Genomic DNA, 20,270 nt, shown 5'->3' with positions numbered 1-20,270 from the left:
GCGGGGGGCACCCATCTGCGCGCCGTCCCGGCGTGGCGGACGCTAATACTGTGTGGTGACTACACGCACCTCAGGGAGAAACCAAAAATGAGTGCAGGGGTCGGAGTCGATCTGGAAAACCTGTGGATCCGTTTCGGTGACTTCGTCGCCGTGCGCGATGCAAACGTCAACATCAACGGGGGAGATTTCTTTTCTTTCCTCGGGCCATCGGGCTGCGGAAAAACAACCATTCTGAGGGCAGTGTCCGGCTTTCTTGAACCAAGCGAAGGCAACGTCCTGATTGGTGGCAACAATATGCGTGGCATCGGGCCCAACAAGCGCCCGACGGCGCTGATCTTTCAGAACCTCGCATTGTTCCCGCTGATGAAGGTCTGGGAAAACATCACGTTTTCCATGGAAATCAAAGGGGCCAGTGCTGCCGAACGCCGCAGGCGCGCCGATGAGCTTCTGGACATGATTGCGTTACCGGGGCAGGGGGACAAACTGCCAAGTGAACTGTCAGGTGGTCAACGTCAGCGTGTTGCTATTGCCCGTGCTCTGTGCGCCGAACCGGACGTGCTGTTGCTGGATGAGCCTCTGTCGGCACTTGACCTGAAGCTGCGCCAGCACATGCGGACCGAGTTGCGTGAAATTCAACAGCGTGTCGGCATTACTTTCATCTACATCACGCACGATCAGGGTGAAGCGCTGACCATGTCGGACAATATCGCCGTCATGCGTGCCGGTGTGATTGATCAAATCGCCGACGGGAAGACGATTTACAACGATCCCAACACGGCTTTTGCGGCTTCATTCGTTGGCGAAAACAATGTGTTCCGCGGTAAAATCAAGCAAGTGATGGGCAAGGAAGCTTTGATCTCGACCAACCGTTCGGGGGATCTGGTGGCAAGGATTTCGACGGCCAATCAGGGCAAGATGAAAGAAGGTGATGACGCGATGATGTTCATCCGCCCCGAGGCCTTTGCAATTGCCCCCGATGGCGCAACGGGCGATCACTTCGTCACCGCCCGGGTCAATCATGAAGAGTTCGAAGGCAACGTCTTCAACATCTTCACCGAAGGCGAAGGCGGAAAGGAAATCAAGGTCTCGATCCCCAACCATGGGCAATCCTTCGAGGACCACACCGGACAGAACATCACGCTGGAATACGAGACGCATAATGCCGTCGTCGTTCCCGCGGGTGAGCTGGCTGCGGAATAAGGGGAACAGTTCATGCCCCGATTTCTGAAAGAATTCTTCAATCGCAACGGCACCGGTATGGGCTTGGCGATCCTAGGTCTGGTTTTGTTCTGGACAATCGGCCTTATTATCCTGCCGCAGCTGTCGATGCTGGATTTCTCGTTCCGTCCAAACCTGCCCCCACCAGAAATTGGCGGGCCGAAGGACGTCTATACGCTGGAGAACTACAAGTACCTGATATACGGCCCCGAAGGTGGCAGTCAGGATTACAACACGGTTGACCTGCGGGTGTTCTTCCGCACCCTCGTGGCGGCCGTTTGCGTCACGATTTTCAACCTGATCATCTGCTATCCGATCGCCTACTATCTGGGGCAGTCCGAAGGCAGCCATATCCGCATCTTCGCGATCATGCTGATCATCCCTTACTGGATCAACGAAATCCTGCGCGCCTTTGCGTTGCGTATTATCTTCGGTGAAACCGGTGTTCTGAACACGTTGTTCGTGGGGCTGGGGGTCTGGGATACGCCGTTCGACTTCATCCGAAACGATATCGCACTCTATGCCGGGCTGGGCTATGCCTATATTCTGCTGATGATCTTCCCAATGTATAACGTCATAGAAAGCCTGGACAAAAATCAGATCGAAGCCGCGCGCGACCTTGGCGCGCCGTGGTGGCGGATACATTGGCGTGTGGTCATTCCTTATGCCAAGCCAGGGATCAGTTCGGGCTGTACGATGGTGTTCATGCTGTCTGCGGGCGCGCTGGCGGCACCGCAAATCCTGGGCGGGCCGTCGTCGCTGTGGTTCACACAGCTGATCTATCAGCAGTTCAACGATAACAACGACTGGCCGCAAGGGGCTGCTTATGCGATCGTCCTGCTGGTGACCTGTATCCTGTTCGTGCTGGCCATGATGCGCCTGTTCAAAGTGAACATGGGGGATATCGGGAAATGAACAATTCCTTTCTCCGCATAAGCATCTGGGTCTATCTGGCGATCTTCTTCCTGTATCTGCTTGGCCCGCTTGTGATCATGTCGATCACCGCGTTCAACTCGTCCGGCTTCCCGCGGATGAGCCCGTGGGAATGCCTGACCTTCCAGTGGTTTGGCGAGTTGTTTCAGGATCAGCGCATCCTGAACGGTATCAAGAACTCACTGATCATCGGGATCGGCACGGTCATCCTGTCAGTGGCCATGGGTCTGGCGGGCGCATTGATGCTGACCCAGATCTGGCCAAAGCTGCGGGCGACTTACTATACGATCATTATCGCTCCGATCCTGATCCCGGGTGTTGTTCTGGGTATCTCGACGCTGGTGTTCTGGGATCGTATCAACCGGATGCTGGGACTGGGGGCGGACAGCTTCCTGTCAAATGGCATTTTTCTGACGGTGATCGGCCAATCCACCTTTATCGCCAGCTACTGCATGCTGGTGTTGGTGGCACGCTTGCAGCGCTACGACGTGGCCCTGACCGAGGCGGCACTGGACCTTGGGGCCAGCCACGCCCAGGCCTTCCGCAAGATCCTGTTGCCGTTCATGCGTCCGGCGATTGCATCGGCAGCGGTGTTGGCGTTCCTCGCATCGTTCGAAAACTACAACACCACCACCTTTACCTTCGGTGAATACCCGACGTTGACGATCGAGCTGGCCCAAAAAGTCCGGTATGGCATCACACCCGCGATCTCGGCGCTGGCCTTCATCATCGTGGCGCTGACAGTGTTCTTCGCTCTGCTGAACGAAGCCAAGCTGAAACGTCAGGAACTGGTGGCAGCGGCGCGCAAGAACGCGACGGTTGAGGAACTGGCCGGCAAGATCAAACTGCCCAGCTTCTTTTCCGGCAACATGGCAGCGGTTCTGTTGGTTGTATTTGCCGTCGCAACGATCACAGTTGTCGGCACTGCGGCCACCTACAATCCGGCGCAGTGTATCGCCGATATTCGCGAGCAGAAGCAGCTGGAAGCGGAACAGCGTATTCAGGAGTTGCGTAAACAGCGTGAAGAACGCCGCAAGCAACGCGAAGCTGAAGAAGCGGAACAGGGCGGTGCGCAATCCACCCCGAAACCGACGAACAACAGCGGCTTTGGCAATGTTTTCGCTCCGAACTCTTTAGGGGGCGAGGAAAGCGAAGGCGCTGATAGTGGGCCTGAATCCGAAAACACTCCGTCCAATAACAGTGGTTTCGGCGGGGTGTTTGACCCCAATAGCCTGCAAAACGACGAATAGCGGCGCAGGTTCGTAGCCTCGGCATCCGCCCGGACTGACCTCAGGTTTGTTCGGGCGGATTGCGTTTCAGGATTTTGACGTCACAACCTTCGACGGTGAGCCCGTTCCAATCCACCGGTCCTGCGTTGTAGTTGATCAGGAAGGCATGATCGGCCGTCTCGCGCAGTCGCAGGCCTTGCGGCATCCTGCGCAATGTCAAATCGGCTTCTTCCGCCGCCATGGCTATAACGCGGTCCCAAAGGTCTGCATCGGGGAAGCCGGCCAAGTACCAGATTCCGTCCCCTGCCTTGAGAGCAGGTGTTCCGTCTTCGAAACTCAGCAAGTCTTTGGCCGTTCCTGACAATCGGTCGATCCAATGCCGCGCCGCGCCGCCACCCTTGACCGCGCGTTCAACCGTGGGCGGCAGAGTTTCGACCAGATCAACATCGCAATCGATCCTTCTCAGACCGGGTCTGCCCTTTTCAGGAATTTGAAAATCGCGGGTGATCGCGCCGCCGCGCGGTCCCAGAATGGCAAGATCGCATCTCTCTGCCAAACGTTGTTCCAAATCAGGATCCATTGTGGCCAAACCGGGCGCAAAGATCACCGAGTAATCACCGGGAATGTCCTTCGCCGAAACAAAGTCTACCGAAAGACCGGCCCGTCGCAGCGCGCGGTAAGCCGAAAAAACCAATCGGAAATAATCAAATCCCGCGCCTTGTGGTTGTGTGGTCCACGCCCAGTCCGAGGCGTAATCAAACAGAATGGCCACTTTGGCCTGTATCTGTTGCACCGCGCCCAACGTGTTCAGGTCATCTGCGGTCTGGCGGGCCTCTGCCAGTGCAGCAGCAGGGTGATTGTTCGATGTCAGCAAGCCCGCATGCATTTGCTCTTGCGCAAACGGGGCTTGCCGCCATCGGAAATAACTCACCACCTCGGCACCATGAGCCACGGCTTCCACGGACCAAAGACGCACCATTCCGGGCAGGGGCGCCGGATTATACGGTGCCCAATTCACCGGGCCGGGTTGTTGTTCCATCACCCACCAACGGCCGCGCCCGACCGCCCGGTAGAGATCATGGTGAAACGCCTGCATGTCCGGATCACCCTGTTGCAAAAAGGCGGTCTTGTGCGCGTCGTCGGCATCCAGCCGGTCCGACAGAAAACCGATCGGATAACTGTCCCAGGTGGCGATATCCAGATCCGCGCCAACCTTGAAATGGTCGAAGTCCAGAATACGGCCCATGTAATTGTGCAAAAGCGGCGCATCAGTCAACGGGCGCAGCGCATCCACCTGTGCTCTGTTGAAAGCCGCGACCTGATCCGAACTGAAGCGCCGGAATGCCAGTACATGAGCCGGGTTCGGCTCGGTCACCGTTTGATTGGGCAGGTCGATTTCGCTGAAGTTGCGATATTCCATCGACCAGAACACATTGCCCCACGCCTGGTTCAGCGTTTCAATTGTTCCGTACCGTTCGGCCAGCCAATGGCGAAATGCCTGTTGAGCAGCTGCGCTGTAGCTGAGAGTGGTGTCGTGACACCCGTATTCATTGTCAATCTGCCACGCGACGACATGCGGGTTCCTACCGAACCGTTCACCCAATATGCGTGCGATGCGGGTAGATTCGTCGATATAGCCTTGATGGCTAAAGCAGTAATGCCGCCGTGATCCGAACTTGCGCGGGTTGCCGTTTTCATCGGCGGCCAGCATATCCGGGTGTTTGTCCAGCATCCAGCGCGGCGGTGTTGCGGTTGGCGTGCCCAGCACGACCTTCAATCCGGCTGCTCCGAGTGTCTCAATCGCGCGATCTAGCCATTCGAATTGAAAAACGCCGGATTGCGGCTCGATGCGGCTCCACGCGAACTCGCCAATACGCACCCATGTAAGGCCTGTTTCGACCATTTGCGCGGCATCGTCTGCCCACATCGCTTCCGGCCAATGTTCAGGATAATAACAAACGCCCAGTTCCGGCTTCATAAGATGACCTTGTGTTCTGCCTGACCCTGACCTGCATTTCGCGCGGCAAAGGTCATGCCGTTGGTCGGTTGGCTGTCTATTGTTTCTGCGTTCAATCCCTGACGGGCCGTTGTGCAGAAAAGCGTATTCAGTTCATCGCCCCCGAAAGCGGGACATGACGTATGGGATGCGTCAAATGCAACGGCCTTCAGAAACATGCCGTCGGCCTTGTATACCGCAATTCGGCTGGCACCCCATTGTGCAATCCAGATATTCCCCTGGGCATCGATGACCGCGCCATCCGGGTTCAGACCTTCTTTGCGCAAATCCAGAAAAACTGCGCTGTCGCCTTCCGGCCACCCGGTTTCGGCGTTCAGACGCCAGCGCCTGACTTGTTTCGTTGCGGTGTCGCAGAAATAGGCCACCGAACGATCGGGGGCAAAACAGATCGCGTTGGAGATTGTCACATCCGGAACCAATCGTCTCAACTCGCCTTTCCAGAAGCGATAGATTGATCCGGCCCCGGGTTCTGCCTGCTTGCCCATTGTGCCGATCCAAAACCCACCCCACGGATCGGCGCGGCCATCGTTTGAACGGGTCACGGGGTTGTCGGCTTCCAGAGGCGTGATCAAGTTCCGCTTTCCGGCTTGCAAATCGAGACGCCACAGCCCCGTTTCCGACGCCATAAGAAGCGTATCGCGATCCACCCAGCCCGCGGCCGAAACATGTTCATCGAAGCTCCAGCTTTTGGGCATTCCCCGCTCGCGGGTCATCAGACGTTTGCCTATGATATCGAACCAGAAAAGCTGACGTCTTTCAGGATGCCACAACGGGCCTTCGCCCAACTCGCAGGGGCGGTCGTCAAAGATAGTGCTCATCCGGCGGCCTCGTCATAGGCCGTGACGATATGCCGGGAGCGCTCGGCGATTTCGGCGACATCCATTCCGGGTTTGTAAAGTGCAGAGCCTATCCCAAAGCCATCTGCGCCCGCTTTGATCCATTGCCCGAAATTTTCGGGTCCGGCACCGCCAACGGCAAAAACAAGCGAGCCTATGGGCAAAACCGGACGTAAGGCGGCCAATCCCGCCGGACCAGCCATCACCCCGGGGAACAGCTTCAAACCGGTGGCCCCGGCCGTGAGGGCCGCAAAGCTTCGGTTGGGGTGTAAACCCCGGCCAGCTTTGCAGGCCTAACGCGACTGAACGCTTGATGACCTCGGCGTCATAGTTGGGCGATACGATCAACTTGCCTCCGGCGGCCGACACAGCGTCCACCTGATCGACTGTCAAAACAGTGCCCGCGCCGATCAGGGCCTGGTTTCCAAACGCATCAACCAAAGTTCTGATACTGTTGAGCGGATCCGGAGAATTGAGCGGCACTTCGATCCGGTCGATGCCGGCATCGATAATGGCGCGGCCAACGGCTTTGGCTTCGTGTGGTTGCAATCCACGCAATATGGCGATGATGGGACGGCTCATGCGGTTTGCCTTGTCATGTTTCGGGCCAGCGCAAGCCCGGCCAGAGTTGCCTCGGTGGCGTTTGCGGTTTCCACGAACGCGCCTTGCCGTTGCAGGGCTGTTGCATATGTCTGCGATACGCCTTCTGCTCCGATAATGGCCAGTTGCTGGCCCAGCCAATAGGGCCGTGTCGCGGCCAATTCGGCCCCGATCAACATTCCGGAAAGGCGCGCGCGTGCGGTGGCTTTGGCCTGACCTTGCAGCAAGTCCGCCGCTCGCAAGTTGAAAAGACGCGCAGCCAATTGTTCGGGCTTTGACAACGTATCCGCAACCGCCTCGGCGAAAGCGTCTTCGTCCCAGCCCGGGCCTACAGAGTGCCGCAGCACGGACTGACCACATAGCAGGTCGAACAACTCACCCGTCATGAAGGTACGAAAGCTTACAACCTCGCCAGCGCTTACCTGAACCCATTTCGTGTGGGTTCCGGGCAGGCAGATAACGCCGTCCCAATTCTGGCGCGCGCCCAGAAATCCGGCAATCTGGGTTTCCTCACCCCGCATCACATCCGGCGGGGTTGTCTGTTTCAGACCGGGTATGACATAGGCCCGGATGCGCGGATCTGATCCGGGTACGCGGATCGGGACATCGGGCAAGGGGGCCGACGGCACGGTCGAATAAGGGGCTTCCACCCAGCCTTGGCGTGCGCCGACCATTCCGCAAGCGACCACATCCACCGGCGCGCCGGGCAACCAGTTTTCGATCAAATCCAGCAGGGCGGCTTGAAACCCGTCAGGCCCGACATGCGCCATGCCCTTGTCGGATTGCGCATGGTCCAGCGCAGTCGAACCCTGCATGGCCCAGGCCCGTAAATGAGATGTTCCCCAGTCGACGGCGATCCATTCAGCGTTCATAACATCACCCCGAAACCACGACGCCGCCATCAACAGCCATACATTGCCCGGTCATTGCATGGCTGGCCTTGGACGCCAGAAAAAGTGTTGGTGCTATCATATCCTCGGGCTTCAGGTGCTCTTTCAGACATTGCCGGTCCAAATGCGCCGCCAGATCCTCGGGCGTGGCCCATTTATCCAACTGTTTTTGCGTCAGAACCCAGCCGGGGGCCAGAGCGTTGACGCGGATTTTCCTCGGCCCCAGTTCTCGTGCCAATGACCGTGTCATCCCCGTGATCCCGGCATTCGAGGTCGTATAGATCGGATAGCCAGCATTGCCCATCATGTAACTGATCGAGCTGAAATTGATGATCGACCCGCCATCTTTCATTTGCCGGGCGGCTTCCTGACACGCGAAATAATAGGCTTTCAGGTTCACCTCGATCATCCAGTCCCAGAATTCCGTCGTGGTTTCCTCAAGCGTATGACGTTGGTCGTTGGCTGCATTGTTCACCAAGACGTTCAAAGGACCATGAGCCTCGGCAGCCTTGGCCATCGTCGCGTGCAGTAGTTCGGTATCCGTCATGTCGCCTTGCAGGAACAGCGGCGCGCGGCCGTGCTTGTCGCGCATCTCTTCGACAAAACCGCTGGCATCCGACCGACCAATGAAGGCCACATTGGCCCCCTGTGCCATGAATCCATCTGTCAGCGCCGCACCGACGCCCGAGCCGCCGCCGGTGATATAGACGGAGGCCCCGTTGAGATCGTGGAATGTAGCTGGTTGGGTCATCAGTGGCTCTCTCTGGTCACGAGGCGCGTGTCTTTGCCAACAAGGAAATCCAGATCCGCCCCCTGATCCGCTTGCAGCACGTGGTCGATGTAAAGTTTTGCATATCCGCGTGTGTAGTGCGGATCATCCGGTGCCACGCGGCGCGGCGGGCGTTCAGTTCGTTTTCGTCCACAAGAAGTTCCAGTTCGCCGCTGCTGGCTGAAACACGGATGCGGTCTCCGCTTTTGACCAGCGCCAGCGTGCCACCCGCCTGTGCTTCGGGGCTGACATGCAAAATGACGGTGCCATAAGCTGTTCCCGACATGCGGGCATCCGAGATCCGGATCATGTCTCGCACACCCTCTTTCACCAATTTCGCCGGAATTGGCATGTTGCCGACCTCGGGCATGCCCGGATACCCCTTGGGGCCACACCCTTTGAGCACCAGAATGCTCTTGGCTGTGACCGGCAGGTCTTCACGGTCGATATTGGCCTTCAGATCTTCGATGTTGTCGAACACAAAAGCCTCGCCCTCGGTTTCAAGAAGCGCGTCAGTGGCCGCCGAAGGCTTGACGATTGCCCCATTCGGCGCAAGGTTGCCGCGCAGGACTCGCAGGCCCGCAGCGGGCTTTACAGGATCATCGAAGGGACGGATGACGTCCGAGTTGCAACACTCGGCCCCTTCGTAATGTGCTGAGATATCCTTGTTCATAACCGTCTTTGCCGGGCGCAGGAACGATTTGAGTTCATTCAGTACAACCGGCATGCCGCCTGCGTAGCAGAAGTCTTCCATCAGGTATTTGCCCGACGGCATGCAGTTGACCAGCAGCGGTATTTCGGATCCGATTTCAAAGTCTTTCAGGGTCAGGTCAACCCCGACACGCCCCGCCAGCGCCAGCAGGTGAACCACAGCGTTGGTCGAGCCTCCTACGGCGGCATTGGCGAGGATGGCGTTCTCGAACGCCTCTTTGGTCAGGATGTCCGAGGGCTTGAGGTCTTCGTCGACCATCTCGACGATGCGCCGGCCGGTCATGTGCGCCAGCGCCATGCGGCGGGCGTCGACCGCCGGAAGCGCGGCATTGGTGGGCAGGCTCATGCCCATCGCCTCGACCAGCGATGCCATGGTGGACGCCGTGCCCATGGTCATGCAGACACCAGCGCTGCGCGACATGCCGGATTCAGCGTTCATGAAATCCTGCAAGGTCATTTCGCCGGCCCGAACGGCCTCGGAAAATTTCCAGACATCGGTGCCGGATCCGATATCCTGTCCACGGTATTTACCGTTCAGCATCGGGCCTGAACTGACGACGATCGAAGGCAGATCGACTGACGCCGCCCCCATCAGTTGCCCCGGCGTGGTCTTGTCGCAGCCGCCCAACAGAACGACTCCGTCAATACCATAGGCGCGGATCGATTCTTCGACATCCATGGCCAGCAGGTTGCGGAACAGCATCGCGGTGGGTTTCATCTGGGTTTCACCCAGCGACATGACGGGGAATTCGACCGGGAAGCCGCCCGCCTCCCACACGCCGCGTTTTACGCCCTCGGCCAGGTCGCGCAGGCCCGAGTTGCAGGGGGTCAGTTCCGACCAGGTGTTGCAGATGCCAATTATGGGTCGTCCGTCAAAAGCGTGGTCGGGAAAGCCCGGTTTTCATCCACGACCGGTGGATGAAGCCATCCTTGTCGAGTTTTCCATACCAATGCTGTGAGCGGCGTTTTATCATGTCTGGCTTTGTTTTTCTTGGCTGAAGTTGGATCTGAGTATTTGTAAAATGATGAAGATTAGGCGGCGCGGGCCGGTCGGCACCAGTCGGGCAGCCAATCGTTATGGGCCGTCAGCAGATCCGTGACAAGGTTTCGGATCTGGCGCAGGTCCAGTTCGGCGGCGGTGTGCGGATCCATCATCGCGGCGTGATAAATATATTCGGGGTTCTGTTCTGTCAGGGCCCGAACAGTCAGTTCCTGTACGTTGATCTGGGTGCGCATCAGGGCAATCAATTGCGGCGGGATGTCGGTCACGACAGAAGGCTGTACGCCGTTGCTGTCGACCAGGCAGGGGGTTTCGACCGCCGCGCCCATGGGCAGTTGCGGGATCTGGCCGGTGTTGGGCAGGTTGCCATAGGCCATGTAGGGCGTGTTCGTTGCGATCGCGTTCATCAGGTCGGCGGCGAATTCGTGGCTGCGCGTGACATCGATATTGCGCCCGTCGGTTAGGGTCTTGGCCTGTTTCTTCCACATCTCTACCTGCTCGACGCAGCGGGTGGGGTATTCGTCCAGCGGGATCGAGAATTCCTCGATCAGGTCCTGCCGCCCGTCCTTGATGAACCACGGCACGTATTCGGCCAGGTGTTCCGAGCTTTCTGTGCAGAAATAGCCCAGATGATCCATCACCTCGTACCGCACCTTGTTGGGGCAGCGCGGCATCAGCAGCGGTGCCTTCGGGAATTTCCCGCGTGATAGCCCCGTCGCAGTGCCGGATACAGGTCGCGGCCCTGATGTTCCAGTTTCAGAAAGAATGCGACGTGATTGACGCCCGCGACTTTGTAGCGGAACTCATCCTTTGGCAGATCCAGATCATGGGCCAGTTCCTCGACCGTATTTTGAACCGAGTGGCAAAGGCCCACATGTTTCAGGGAAGGGAAGCGTTCGGCCAGTGCCCAGGTGTTGATGGCCATCGGATTTACGTATTGCAGCAATGTCGCGTTCGGACAGAGTTGCATCATGTCCCCTGCGACATCCCAAAGCACCGGAACCGTGCGCAGGCCTCGCATGATTCCTCCGACGCCCAGCGTATCAGCGATGGTTTGACGCAAGCCATACTGCTTGGGGATCTCGAAATCGGTGATCGTACAGGGCTTGTACCCCCCGACCTGAAAGGCGGTGATGACGAAATCGGCCCCGTCCAGCGCCGCACGGCGGTCGGTATGGGTCGAGACAGTCGCCCCGGCCCCGACCGAGCGGATCATGGAGCGCGCAACTGCTTCGCTTTCAGCAAGGCGCTGGGGTCGATATCCATAAGCGCAAAGTGACTGTCGGCCAGCGCAGGGGTCAACAGAGCATCTCCAACGATGTTCTGCATGAAAATTGTGGACCCGGCACCGATAAAGGTAATTTTGGTCATTTCACAGCTCCGAGGGTCAAACCCGCAATAAAGTGTTTCTGCATCAGGAAGAACATGGCCACCGGTGGCAGAGCCGCCACGATGGAGCCCGCGCTCATCAATTGATAAGCGGCGCGGAATTGTGCGTTGAAACTGGTGATTCCGGCAGTTACAGGCTGGCTTTCCGCGCCTTGCGTCAGGACGACGGCCCAGAAATAGTCGTTCCAGATGAAGGTGAAGATCAGCACGCTGAGCGCGGCGATCGCGGGCTTCATCAGCGGCAGGACCACGTACCAGAAGATGCGCCATTCGCTGATGCCTTCGACCCGTGCTGCCTCGATCAGTTCAAAGGGCAGGGCGCGGATGAAGTTGCGCATGAACAGGGTGCAGAACCCGGTCTGGAAGGCGATGTGAAACAGGACCAGCCCGGTCTTGGTGTTGTAGAGCCCAAGTTGCAGGGTCAGATCCCGAACCGGCACCATCAGGATCTGAAAGGGCACGAAATTCCCAGCCACGAACATGAAAAAGATCCAGAGGTTCGACTTGAACTTGTAAATGCCAAGCGCGAAGCCGGTCATGCAGCTGAGCGCCACCGCTCCGATCACGGTAGGGACGGTGATCATGAATGAATTCAGCAGGTATCGCGGCATGTCCGAATTAAAGAACACCTGACCATAGTTAAAGGCGCCTTCAAAGCTGGACGGCATTCCCCAGTAATTCGCGTTGGTGAAGTCAGCAGCGGGTTTTACCGAGAAAAGAGCAACCGCCAGCAGGGGACCCAGCCACAACAGAAGGGCCAATGGAAGCATGGCTTGATACGTGATCTGCGCCGCGCGGGGTTGTTTTTCGATGGGTTTGGGAAACATCTCAGCGCCCCTTCTCTTCACGGTACATCGACCACAGGAAGTAGGCGATGAAGCACAACATGATCAGGAAAAGGATCACGGCGATGGCCGCGCCATAACCCATGCGGAAGCCATATTCGGACAGGGCGACCTCGAACATGTAATAGGCCAGCACGCGGGAGGATCCGAAAGGTCCGCCTTGTGTCATGATCGAGATCAGGTCGAATGACCGTAATGCGCCGATGATGGTCACGACAAACGCGATAAAGGTTGCGGGCCGCAATTGTGGGATGATGATGTGCCAAAGCATCTTCCAACCCTTGGCCCCGTCCAGGCGTCCCGCTTCGATCTGTTCCGGGTCCACAGCGTTCAGGCCGGTGAGGTACAGGATCATGCAATAGGCGGTTTGTGGCCAGAGGCCGGCGAAGATGATGCCGTAGGTCACAAAGCGCTCATCGCCAAGCACGTTCAGGGGACCAAGGCCGAAGAGGTCGAGGAATTCGTTCAGCAACCCGAAGGTCGGATCGTAGAACCAGGTGAACACCAGCCCCACCACGACCTGAGAAATCACGAAAGGAAAGAAAAACAGGGACTTATACAGGCGGATGCCCCAAACTGTCTGATTCAGGAACAGGGCGATGAACAAACCTGCCGGAATCGCGGCCAGGTACAGGATCAGCCAGATCAGATTGTTCTTCATCGAGATGTAGAAAGCATCCCGGTCTACCCATTCCCAATAGAGGTCTTCGTAGTTGCGAAAGCCGACGTATTCCGCAGCGCCCAGGCCGTCCCACTCGTAAAGCGACAGGTTGAAGGACTGGAATACCGGGATAATCACATAGACCAAGAAGAACAGCATCCCGGGGGCCAGAAACAGCCAGGGTGCGATGCGTTGTTGGTTGCGATGGAACCAGCTTTCCTGTTCTGAGGCGTCGGCTGCAACTGTCATGGGAAACTCGGGTCTGTTGGAGCAAGGCGGGTCGGAACCCGCCCTACGATTCAAAGGAGCGTGGGCCGGGCTTTGGCCCGACCCTTGCCTGATCAGTTATCGTAAATACGCTCGCGCGCGCGTTCGAGTTTGGCCAGTATCCGGTCCAAGTTGTCGGGTTTGACCATGAATTCCTGGAAACCTTCCATGGACACTTTGGCCATTTCCGCAGGCGCGTCGCGGTCCCAGAACTGGGCTACCCCACCGGGGCTGTTGGACGAAAGCATTTCAAAGCCCTGTTGCAGGAACTTGTCGTCATCCACAGCGGATTGCGCGTTGACCGGCAATTGGCCGAGATTCGCGCCGTTGTTGATTTCGGTCTGTTCATCAGCAGAGACCACGAAACGCAGGAATTCGCGCGCAGCTTCCTTGTTCGAAGCATTGGCCGGGATGTGGAACGTGTCTGTCGGAGCGTCTTCGGCCAGCTCAACATCGGGATTGATCGCGACGAACTGGTAGAAATCCAGCTGGTCATCTGTCAGGCCCGCATCGCGCAACGGTGCCACTGCGAAGTTGCCCATCAGATAGGCTGCTGCCTCACCATTGACCATGAAGGGCAGCGCTTCCTGCCAGCTGTAGGTCTGGTGGTTGTCGATGAATGCGCCCATGTCGATCAACTGTTTCCAGTTGGCGAAGGTCTGCTTGACCCGGTCGTCTTCCCAGCTGACTTCGCCATTGGCCAATTGCTGATGAAAATCAAAGCCGTTTGTGCGCATGTTCAAGTAGTCAAACCAGCCACCAGCGGTCCAAAGGAACTTGGTACCGATCGTGTAGCAGGCGCGTCCTGAATCGACGATTTTCTGGCAGTTGGACAGTTCTTCTTCCCAAGTAGTCGGCTCGCTCAGGCCCAGCTCGTCAAAGATGTCTTTGCGATAGTAGACACCCCACTGATAATAGGTATACGGCACACCCCATTGCTTGCCGTCGATTGTCAAAGCGCCCTTGGTCGAAGCGAGATTGTCGGCGATCTCGGGCTCGGCCCACAAATCTGAAACGTCCTCGAACAGACCCGCCTCGACATATGGTTTCATACGGTTGGCCGCGTACCACGTGGCCACGTCCGGGTGTCAGCCGTCAGGAAGTTCCGGATCTGCGTTTTATAGGCTTCGCGGTCGATGACGGTTGTTTCGATTTCCAACCCCGGATGCTGTGCCCCGAACCGTTCGATCATCGCCTCCATTGTCGCGCGTGGCGCCGGGTTCGATGTGTCCAGAAAGATCCGCAGCTCTCCGGTGAGTTCCGCAGCTGCTGGTGCCGCCATCGCGACACCAAGCGCCAGCGCAGCCGTCGTGCGCTTGAAAGTTGAATACATAGTTTCCTCCCTGTTTCTCTCCAATAAGGTTCCAAATAGTGAAACCTTGTTTTATATATTGAAAACTACACATCGACTCGGTTACTGTTGTCAAGACCCTCGTGAGGATGGCGAGGGAAAATCGGAGGAGAATGATGGCCCGTGTCAGGTGACGGAACTATAGGCAAAGCATGTGATGTGCTGGATCACGTGGCATCGTTCGAGCGCCCCGTTCGATTCGCTGAACTTTTGGAAAGCAGCGATTTTCCAAAGGCGACCCTGTATCGATTTCTGCAATCCCTCACCAACCAGGGAATGCTGTCATATGACCGCGACAGGCAGACCTATGCGCCCGGGATGCGACTGGTCCGGTTGGCCCATGCGGCATGGACGCAAAGCTCATTGGCCCCGATAGCGCGGCCTTTTCTGGATGCCCTCAGTCAAGAAACCGGTGAAACCGTGCATCTGGCGCAGCTTGATTCCAGTCAGGTTCTTTACGTCGACAAACGCAACGCCGCACAACCAATCGAGATGTACTCTCAGGCTGGTAAAGTTGGCCCGGCCTACTGCACAGGGGTCGGCAAGGCGATGCTGGCATTTTTGGACGAAGATGCGTTGAACAGGGCGGCGTCGCAGCAAAGCTATCACCGCTTCACCAACAAAACTCTGACATCCGAAAAGATGTTGCGGGCTGATCTTGACAGAATTCGCAGCCGGGGATTTGCCATCGATGATGAAGAGCACGAGCCTGGCATCATATGCATCGCCTGCCCAGTTCTGACGTCGAACGGTCGGATGCTTGGGGCAATTTCGATAACCGGGTCCACCGAACGAATGGATTTCGATCAACTCGAAGCCTGGGTGCGCCTGCGGCGCGTGGCTGAACAAATCGGAACCGAGGCACAAGCCTGGCGGTTTCCCGAAACAGGCCCTAGTTCCAAAAACGACAGGATGCTGATGACATGACAGGTGTAACTCTGAATCGGGCAATCAAACGGTACGGTCAGACACAGGTCATTCATGGGATCGACCTGCAAATCGAAGATGGTGAGTTCTGCGTTTTTGTAGGGCCTTCAGGGTGCGGAAAATCCACGTTGTTGCGGATGATTGCAGGGCTGGAAGAAACCTCGGAAGGTGAGATTCACATCGGATCGCGCGAGGTGACACATATGGATCCAGCCAAGCGCGGCGTGGCGATGGTGTTTCAGACTTATGCGCTCTACCCGCACATGTCAGTGGCGGAAAACATGGGATTTGGTCTACGCATGAATGGTGTCCCAAAAGCCGAGATCGACCAGAAGGTGCAGGAGGCTTCGAGCATCCTGAAGCTTGATCCTTATCTCAAGCGCAAACCCAAGGCCCTGTCCGGGGGGCAACGGCAAAGGGTTGCGATCGGGCGGGCGATTGTACGCGGGCCCGAGGTTTTCTGTTTGACGAACCCCTGTCCAACTTGGACGCTGAATTGCGTGTCGAGATGCGCGTCGAAATCGCGCGTCTGCATCAGGAAATCGGTGCAACCATGATCTATGTGACCCATGATCAGGTCGAAGCCATGACGATGGCGGACAAGATTGTGGTGCTGCGCGATGGCCGGATCGAACAGGTCGGCGCCCCGATGGATCTGTACCGTGATCCCGACAACCGGTTTGTTGCAGGTTTCATCGGTTCGCCCGCGATGAACTTTCTTGATTGCGATTATGCCGACGGCCATGTCACCCATCCCGCTTTGGGCCAGCCATTGCCGGTCTCGGCAACTGTTCCTGCCGGAACGGGTAAGGTGACGTTGGGGATGCGCCCTGAACATATTCACATCGACCGGTCTGCCGACACCTGCACTGTGGACCTGACCGAAGCGCTTGGGGGTGTATCCTACTCGTATTTGCTGACGCCAAATGGGGACAAACTGATTGTGGAAGAGCGGGATGACCAGCGCAGCAAAACCGGCGACCGGATTGGCATATCCATTCAACCTGACCGTGCCATGGTATTTGATCCCGAGACAGGGCAGAGATTTCGGTAATCCTTGGCCGCAACCCGAAAAAATTCGTGGGACCAGCCGGGCAGCTTCATGGAAAACATGTGGCGTGACCTGAAGGGAAACGCCAAAGACAGCCGGGTGAAACGTTGAGCTGATGACATCAAAAGCCATCCAAGCCCAGCCCGTGGCAAAACGCGCGGGCACAGATGATTGATTCCCCGCGTAACGTGATTTAAGGGAGGCCCTGTCAAAACAGAGTCACCCAGGGGCGGTATCGTGATCGCGCCCCTCCCGCGCCACGCTGAAGTGGCTTCAACTCTTGGATCGCACGCCCCGAAAGGCTTAAAAAGGTAAAAGAATATGGCAGATAAATCGAACTTCGACATATTGTATACCATTGTAGACGAAGCGCCCGAACTGGCCAGCGCCTCGTTCCTGCCCATCATTCGCAAGTTCGCTTCGGCTGCTGGCGTCAGCGTGGGCACCAAGGACATTTCACTGGCCGGGCGCATTCTGGCAGCCTTCCCCGAAAACCTGACGGATGAGCAGCGTGTCTCGGACGATCTGGCAGCATTGGGTGAGCTGGTAAAAACCCCGGACGCCAATGTGATCAAGCTGCCGAACATCTCGGCATCGGTTCCGCAACTGGTGGCCGCCATAGAAGAGTTGCAGTCGCAAGGCTATGATATCCCGGCCTATCCCGAAGAACCTTCGACCGACGAAGAAAAGGCGATCCGTGCGCGTTATGATGCCATCAAAGGCTCGGCCGTGAACCCGGTTCTGCGTGAAGGTAACAGTGACCGCCGTGCGGCGCGGGCTGTCAAAAACTATGCCCGCAACAACCCGCATTCCATGGGCGAATGGACCTCGGACAGCAAAACCAAAGTCTCGTCCATGTCGGGCAACGATTTTTACGCCAATGAGAAATCGTCCACCATCACCGCTGCCCAAGCGGGCGATGCAAGGATCGAGTTTGTCAGCAAAGACGGCAGTGTGACTGTCCTTAAGAACGCGTGGCCGCTGGACGAAGGCACCGTGGCTGATGCGACCTTCATGTCGGTCAAAGCACTGTCATCCTTTCTTGCAGAGGCCATCGAGGACACCAAGAAAGACGGCACAATGTTCTCGTTGCACCTGAAAGCCACAATGATGAAGGTCTCGGACCCGATCATCTTTGGCTATGCGGTCAAGGCCTGGTTGGCGCCGGTTTTCGACAAATTCGGTGCGGAACTGGATGCGCTGGGTGTGAATCCGAACTCGGGTCTTGGCGATTTGCTTGAGCGTGTTCAAAACAATGCCGAGATCGTCGCCGCAATAAACGCGATCAAGTCTGATCGTCCATCCATGTATATGGTGGATAGCGACAAGGGCATCACCAACCTGCATGTTCCTTCCGATGTGATCATTGATGCTTCGATGCCAGCGGTGATCCGCGCGGGCGGCAAGGGTTGGGATGAGACCGGTGCCAAGGGTGATACAAATTGCGTCATCCCCGACCGGTGCTATGCAACTGTTTATGATGAAAGCATCAAGTTCTTCAAAGCCAATGGTGCATTGAATCCCGCCACTGCCGGTGCGGTCGCAAATGTTGGCCTTATGGCGCAGAAGGCCGAGGAATACGGCAGCCACCCGACCACCTTCGAGGCGCCCGCCGACGGCTCAATGCGCATCGTTCTGGCCAATGGCGAGGCCCTGCTTTCGCACGAGGTCGAAAAGGGTGACATCTGGCGGGCCTGCACCGTCAAGAAGGCGCCGATCGAGAACTGGATACAGTTGGCGATGGACCGTCAGCGCCTGACCGGATCCGAGGCGATCTTCTGGCTGGATGCGAACCGTGCCCACGACGCAGAGCTGATCAAATATGTCGAACCGGCACTCGAGGCTGCGGGCGTGGCTGACAAGTTCCAGATCATGGCCCCGCGCGAGGCAACGCGCCAGACGCTGGAAACCATCACCGCCGGAAAGGACAGCATCGCCATCACCGGCAACGTGCTGCGTGACTATCTGACCGACCTGTTCCCGATTCTCGAACTGGGCACCTCGGCCAAGATGCTGTCGATCGTCAAGCTTATGAATGGCGGCGGCCTGTTCGAAACCGGGGCAGGGGGCTCGGCACCGAAACACGTGCAGCAATTGGTCGAGGAAAATCACCTGCGCTGGGATTCGATGGGTGAATTCTGCGCGCTTGGGGAATCACTGAACTTCCTGGCCGACGCCAAAGGAAACGCGAAGGCAGGTGTTCTTGGCGCTGCGGCAGAGGCCGCAACTCAGGGCATTTTGGACAACAACCGGTCGCCAAGTCGAAAAGTCGGCGAACCGGACAACCGCGACAGCCACTACTGGTTCGCGCGCTACTGGGCCCAAGCCTTGGCTGCCCAATCTGACGATGCCGATCTGGCAGCTGAAATGGCACCACTTGCAAAAGCGCTGGCAGAGAAAGAAGAGCAGATCTTGTCGGAACTGGCCGCAGTCCAAGGACCGTCGGTGGATTTGGGCGGGTACTATCACACTGACCCGGTCAAAACCGCCGCTGTGATGCGCCCCAGCGCTACGCTGAACGCAATCATCGGCTGATCGCCGTCGAACAGGCGGGCGAGTTTCGTCCGACATCAATACACGAAGGGACCGCCTTTGAGCGGTCCTTTTCATGGAACGCGGGATTGCCCAAAGACCCGCCCCGAACCTTACGCCTGACGATCTGTAGCTTGCTGTGGCTGCGCCGTTAAAACCAACCTTGTCAGGTCCTATGAACGACTTGCGCAATGTGTGCCCGGTAAACATCTGCGCATCACGTTGGGTTCCAGCGCTTGGGCCGTCCGGACACCAGGCGCAAATTTCGATCGCTTTCCTGAAACTGCGAACAGGGCGGTCAGCAAGGATCGAAAAATCCTGATTTTTGGAAAAATTTAAGATTTACGGGATTCCCCCAATAGCGCCGGTTTTCAGTCCGCGTTAGGTATTTGGGGACAAAGAATTTCACTGGTGAGGCCTTAGGGCTATATCACTCACTCAGAAAAATGGCCGGCATTTGGGGTGCTGGCCATTTGCGTATCTGGTTCACCAAATCCTTGAACAAACCAGCGTGTTCAGACGCTTACGCGCGAACAGGCCGTTCATTTGCCTAGCATTGAACTGGGGGTTGATTTTAATCAGCCAAATCGACGGGTTTGAGCCTCGACAAGCGATGGCTTGATTTGGTCAACGCCTGACGCAGCTACACCTTTGTGCTGCAAATATGACAGACGACGTGCTTCCCTCGGGCAAGAGCCAGAGATTCCAGAATCAAAGCGCAGACGATGGACAGCATTGTCGCAACAAAACCGGATACTGCGACGACGACAGACGGAATTCTATCGACAAGCCCTGTTTCCAAAAATTCCCGGAATACGGATGCAAACACAAAGAGCGAAGGCAAAAACATCAACACGGCCAATGACAGGAAAAACGCAACGGGCTTTTCATCCTTGATCAACAAGCCGATCATTTTGAGAATCCGCCACCCGTCGGAAAACGTCGCCAGCTTAGAGTTCGAATCCGGCAGGCGTGACGAATACCTTGTTTGAACCTCACCGATTGGCATGCGCATCTGCATCGCATGAACTGTTAGCTCTGTTT

The 20,270-nt window shown here is 57.1% G+C and carries 13 protein-coding genes and 6 pseudogenes; 6 read left to right on the top strand and 13 right to left on the bottom strand.

The window, feature by feature from the left end; translation table 11 throughout:
• Positions 1-87: 87 nt before the first annotated feature.
• From ACR3E6_RS16470 to ACR3E6_RS16460, 3 genes are read left to right on the top strand one after another with little or no spacing between them, the layout of a single operon-like run.
• The gene (locus ACR3E6_RS16470; RefSeq protein ID WP_171636122.1) at positions 88-1,200 is read left to right on the top strand and encodes an ABC transporter ATP-binding protein; all 1,113 of its coding nucleotides are present in this window, start codon (positions 88-90) and stop codon (positions 1,198-1,200) included.
• A gap of 12 nt (positions 1,201-1,212) precedes the next feature.
• A complete protein-coding gene (locus ACR3E6_RS16465) occupies positions 1,213-2,133 on the top strand; it encodes an ABC transporter permease (protein WP_171119259.1) in 921 nt (306 codons plus the stop codon).
• On the top strand, positions 2,130-3,401 hold the full coding sequence (locus ACR3E6_RS16460; protein ID WP_480488198.1) for an ABC transporter permease: 1,272 nt from the start codon (positions 2,130-2,132) through the stop codon (positions 3,399-3,401). Before ACR3E6_RS16465 ends, ACR3E6_RS16460 begins: the two co-directional genes overlap by 4 nt.
• 40 nt (positions 3,402-3,441) lie before the next feature.
• Here the strand turns inward: ACR3E6_RS16460 and ACR3E6_RS16455 are convergent, their stop codons facing one another.
• The 12 genes and pseudogenes from ACR3E6_RS16455 to ACR3E6_RS16400 form a co-directional block, all read right to left on the bottom strand.
• Entirely contained in the window at positions 3,442-5,358 is a 1,917-nt protein-coding gene (locus ACR3E6_RS16455) for a beta-galactosidase (protein ID WP_480488196.1), read from the bottom strand.
• On the bottom strand, positions 5,355-6,215 hold the full coding sequence (locus tag ACR3E6_RS16450) for an SMP-30/gluconolactonase/LRE family protein (RefSeq protein ID WP_480488194.1): 861 nt from the start codon (positions 6,213-6,215) through the stop codon (positions 5,355-5,357). Before ACR3E6_RS16450 ends, ACR3E6_RS16455 begins: the two co-directional genes overlap by 4 nt.
• Positions 6,212-6,815: pseudogene (locus ACR3E6_RS16445) on the bottom strand (2-dehydro-3-deoxy-6-phosphogalactonate aldolase). The gene ACR3E6_RS16450 and the pseudogene ACR3E6_RS16445 overlap by 4 nt, the downstream one beginning before the upstream one ends.
• The gene (locus tag ACR3E6_RS16440) at positions 6,812-7,705 is read right to left on the bottom strand and encodes a 2-dehydro-3-deoxygalactonokinase (protein WP_480488193.1); all 894 of its coding nucleotides are present in this window, start codon (positions 7,703-7,705) and stop codon (positions 6,812-6,814) included. Before ACR3E6_RS16440 ends, ACR3E6_RS16445 begins: the two are co-directional and overlap by 4 nt.
• 4 nt (positions 7,706-7,709) lie before the next feature.
• Entirely contained in the window at positions 7,710-8,474 is a 765-nt protein-coding gene (locus tag ACR3E6_RS16435; protein ID WP_171636111.1) for an SDR family NAD(P)-dependent oxidoreductase, read from the bottom strand.
• Positions 8,474-10,177, bottom strand: a pseudogene (locus ACR3E6_RS16430) (IlvD/Edd family dehydratase). Before ACR3E6_RS16430 ends, ACR3E6_RS16435 begins: the two are co-directional and overlap by 1 nt.
• A 58-nt stretch (positions 10,178-10,235) precedes the next feature.
• Positions 10,236-10,877, bottom strand: a complete 642-nt coding sequence (locus ACR3E6_RS16425) for a family 4 glycosyl hydrolase (RefSeq protein ID WP_480488192.1) — start codon at positions 10,875-10,877, stop codon at positions 10,236-10,238.
• Positions 10,877-11,077 (bottom strand): family 4 glycosyl hydrolase, encoded by a 201-nt coding sequence (locus ACR3E6_RS16420; protein ID WP_480489135.1) that lies wholly within the window; start codon positions 11,075-11,077, stop codon positions 10,877-10,879. The genes ACR3E6_RS16425 and ACR3E6_RS16420 overlap by 1 nt, the downstream gene beginning before the upstream one ends.
• A gap of 3 nt (positions 11,078-11,080) precedes the next feature.
• Positions 11,081-11,532: pseudogene (locus tag ACR3E6_RS16415) on the bottom strand (family 4 glycosyl hydrolase); the annotation flags it as partial.
• 38 nt (positions 11,533-11,570) lie between these two features.
• Positions 11,571-12,419 (bottom strand): carbohydrate ABC transporter permease, encoded by an 849-nt coding sequence (locus ACR3E6_RS16410; RefSeq protein ID WP_170345350.1) that lies wholly within the window; start codon positions 12,417-12,419, stop codon positions 11,571-11,573.
• Between the two features lies 1 nt (position 12,420).
• Positions 12,421-13,347: a carbohydrate ABC transporter permease gene (locus tag ACR3E6_RS16405; RefSeq protein WP_171636104.1), complete on the bottom strand. Its 927-nt coding sequence runs from the start codon at positions 13,345-13,347 to the stop codon at positions 12,421-12,423.
• Positions 13,348-13,439: 92 nt separating this feature from the next.
• A pseudogene (locus ACR3E6_RS16400) lies at positions 13,440-14,698 on the bottom strand (ABC transporter substrate-binding protein).
• 141 nt (positions 14,699-14,839) lie between these two features.
• On the opposite strand from ACR3E6_RS16400, the gene ACR3E6_RS16395 reads away from it, so the two are divergent.
• The 3 genes and pseudogenes from ACR3E6_RS16395 (at position 14,840) to ACR3E6_RS16385 (ending at position 19,229) form a co-directional block, all read left to right on the top strand.
• Positions 14,840-15,643, top strand: coding sequence for an IclR family transcriptional regulator (locus ACR3E6_RS16395; protein ID WP_480488189.1), 804 nt, complete (start codon positions 14,840-14,842; stop codon positions 15,641-15,643).
• Positions 15,640-16,697 (top strand): annotated as a pseudogene (locus tag ACR3E6_RS16390) (ABC transporter ATP-binding protein). The gene ACR3E6_RS16395 and the pseudogene ACR3E6_RS16390 overlap by 4 nt, the downstream one beginning before the upstream one ends.
• A 318-nt stretch (positions 16,698-17,015) precedes the next feature.
• A complete protein-coding gene (locus ACR3E6_RS16385; protein WP_480488187.1) occupies positions 17,016-19,229 on the top strand; it encodes an NADP-dependent isocitrate dehydrogenase in 2,214 nt (737 codons plus the stop codon).
• A gap of 640 nt (positions 19,230-19,869) precedes the next feature.
• Here the strand turns inward: ACR3E6_RS16385 and ACR3E6_RS16380 are convergent.
• Positions 19,870-20,270: pseudogene (locus tag ACR3E6_RS16380) on the bottom strand (glycosyl transferase); the annotation flags it as partial.

The organism is Ruegeria sp. AL3 (assembly GCF_056536065.1).
This window is presented reverse-complemented; position numbering and strand designations above follow the sequence as displayed.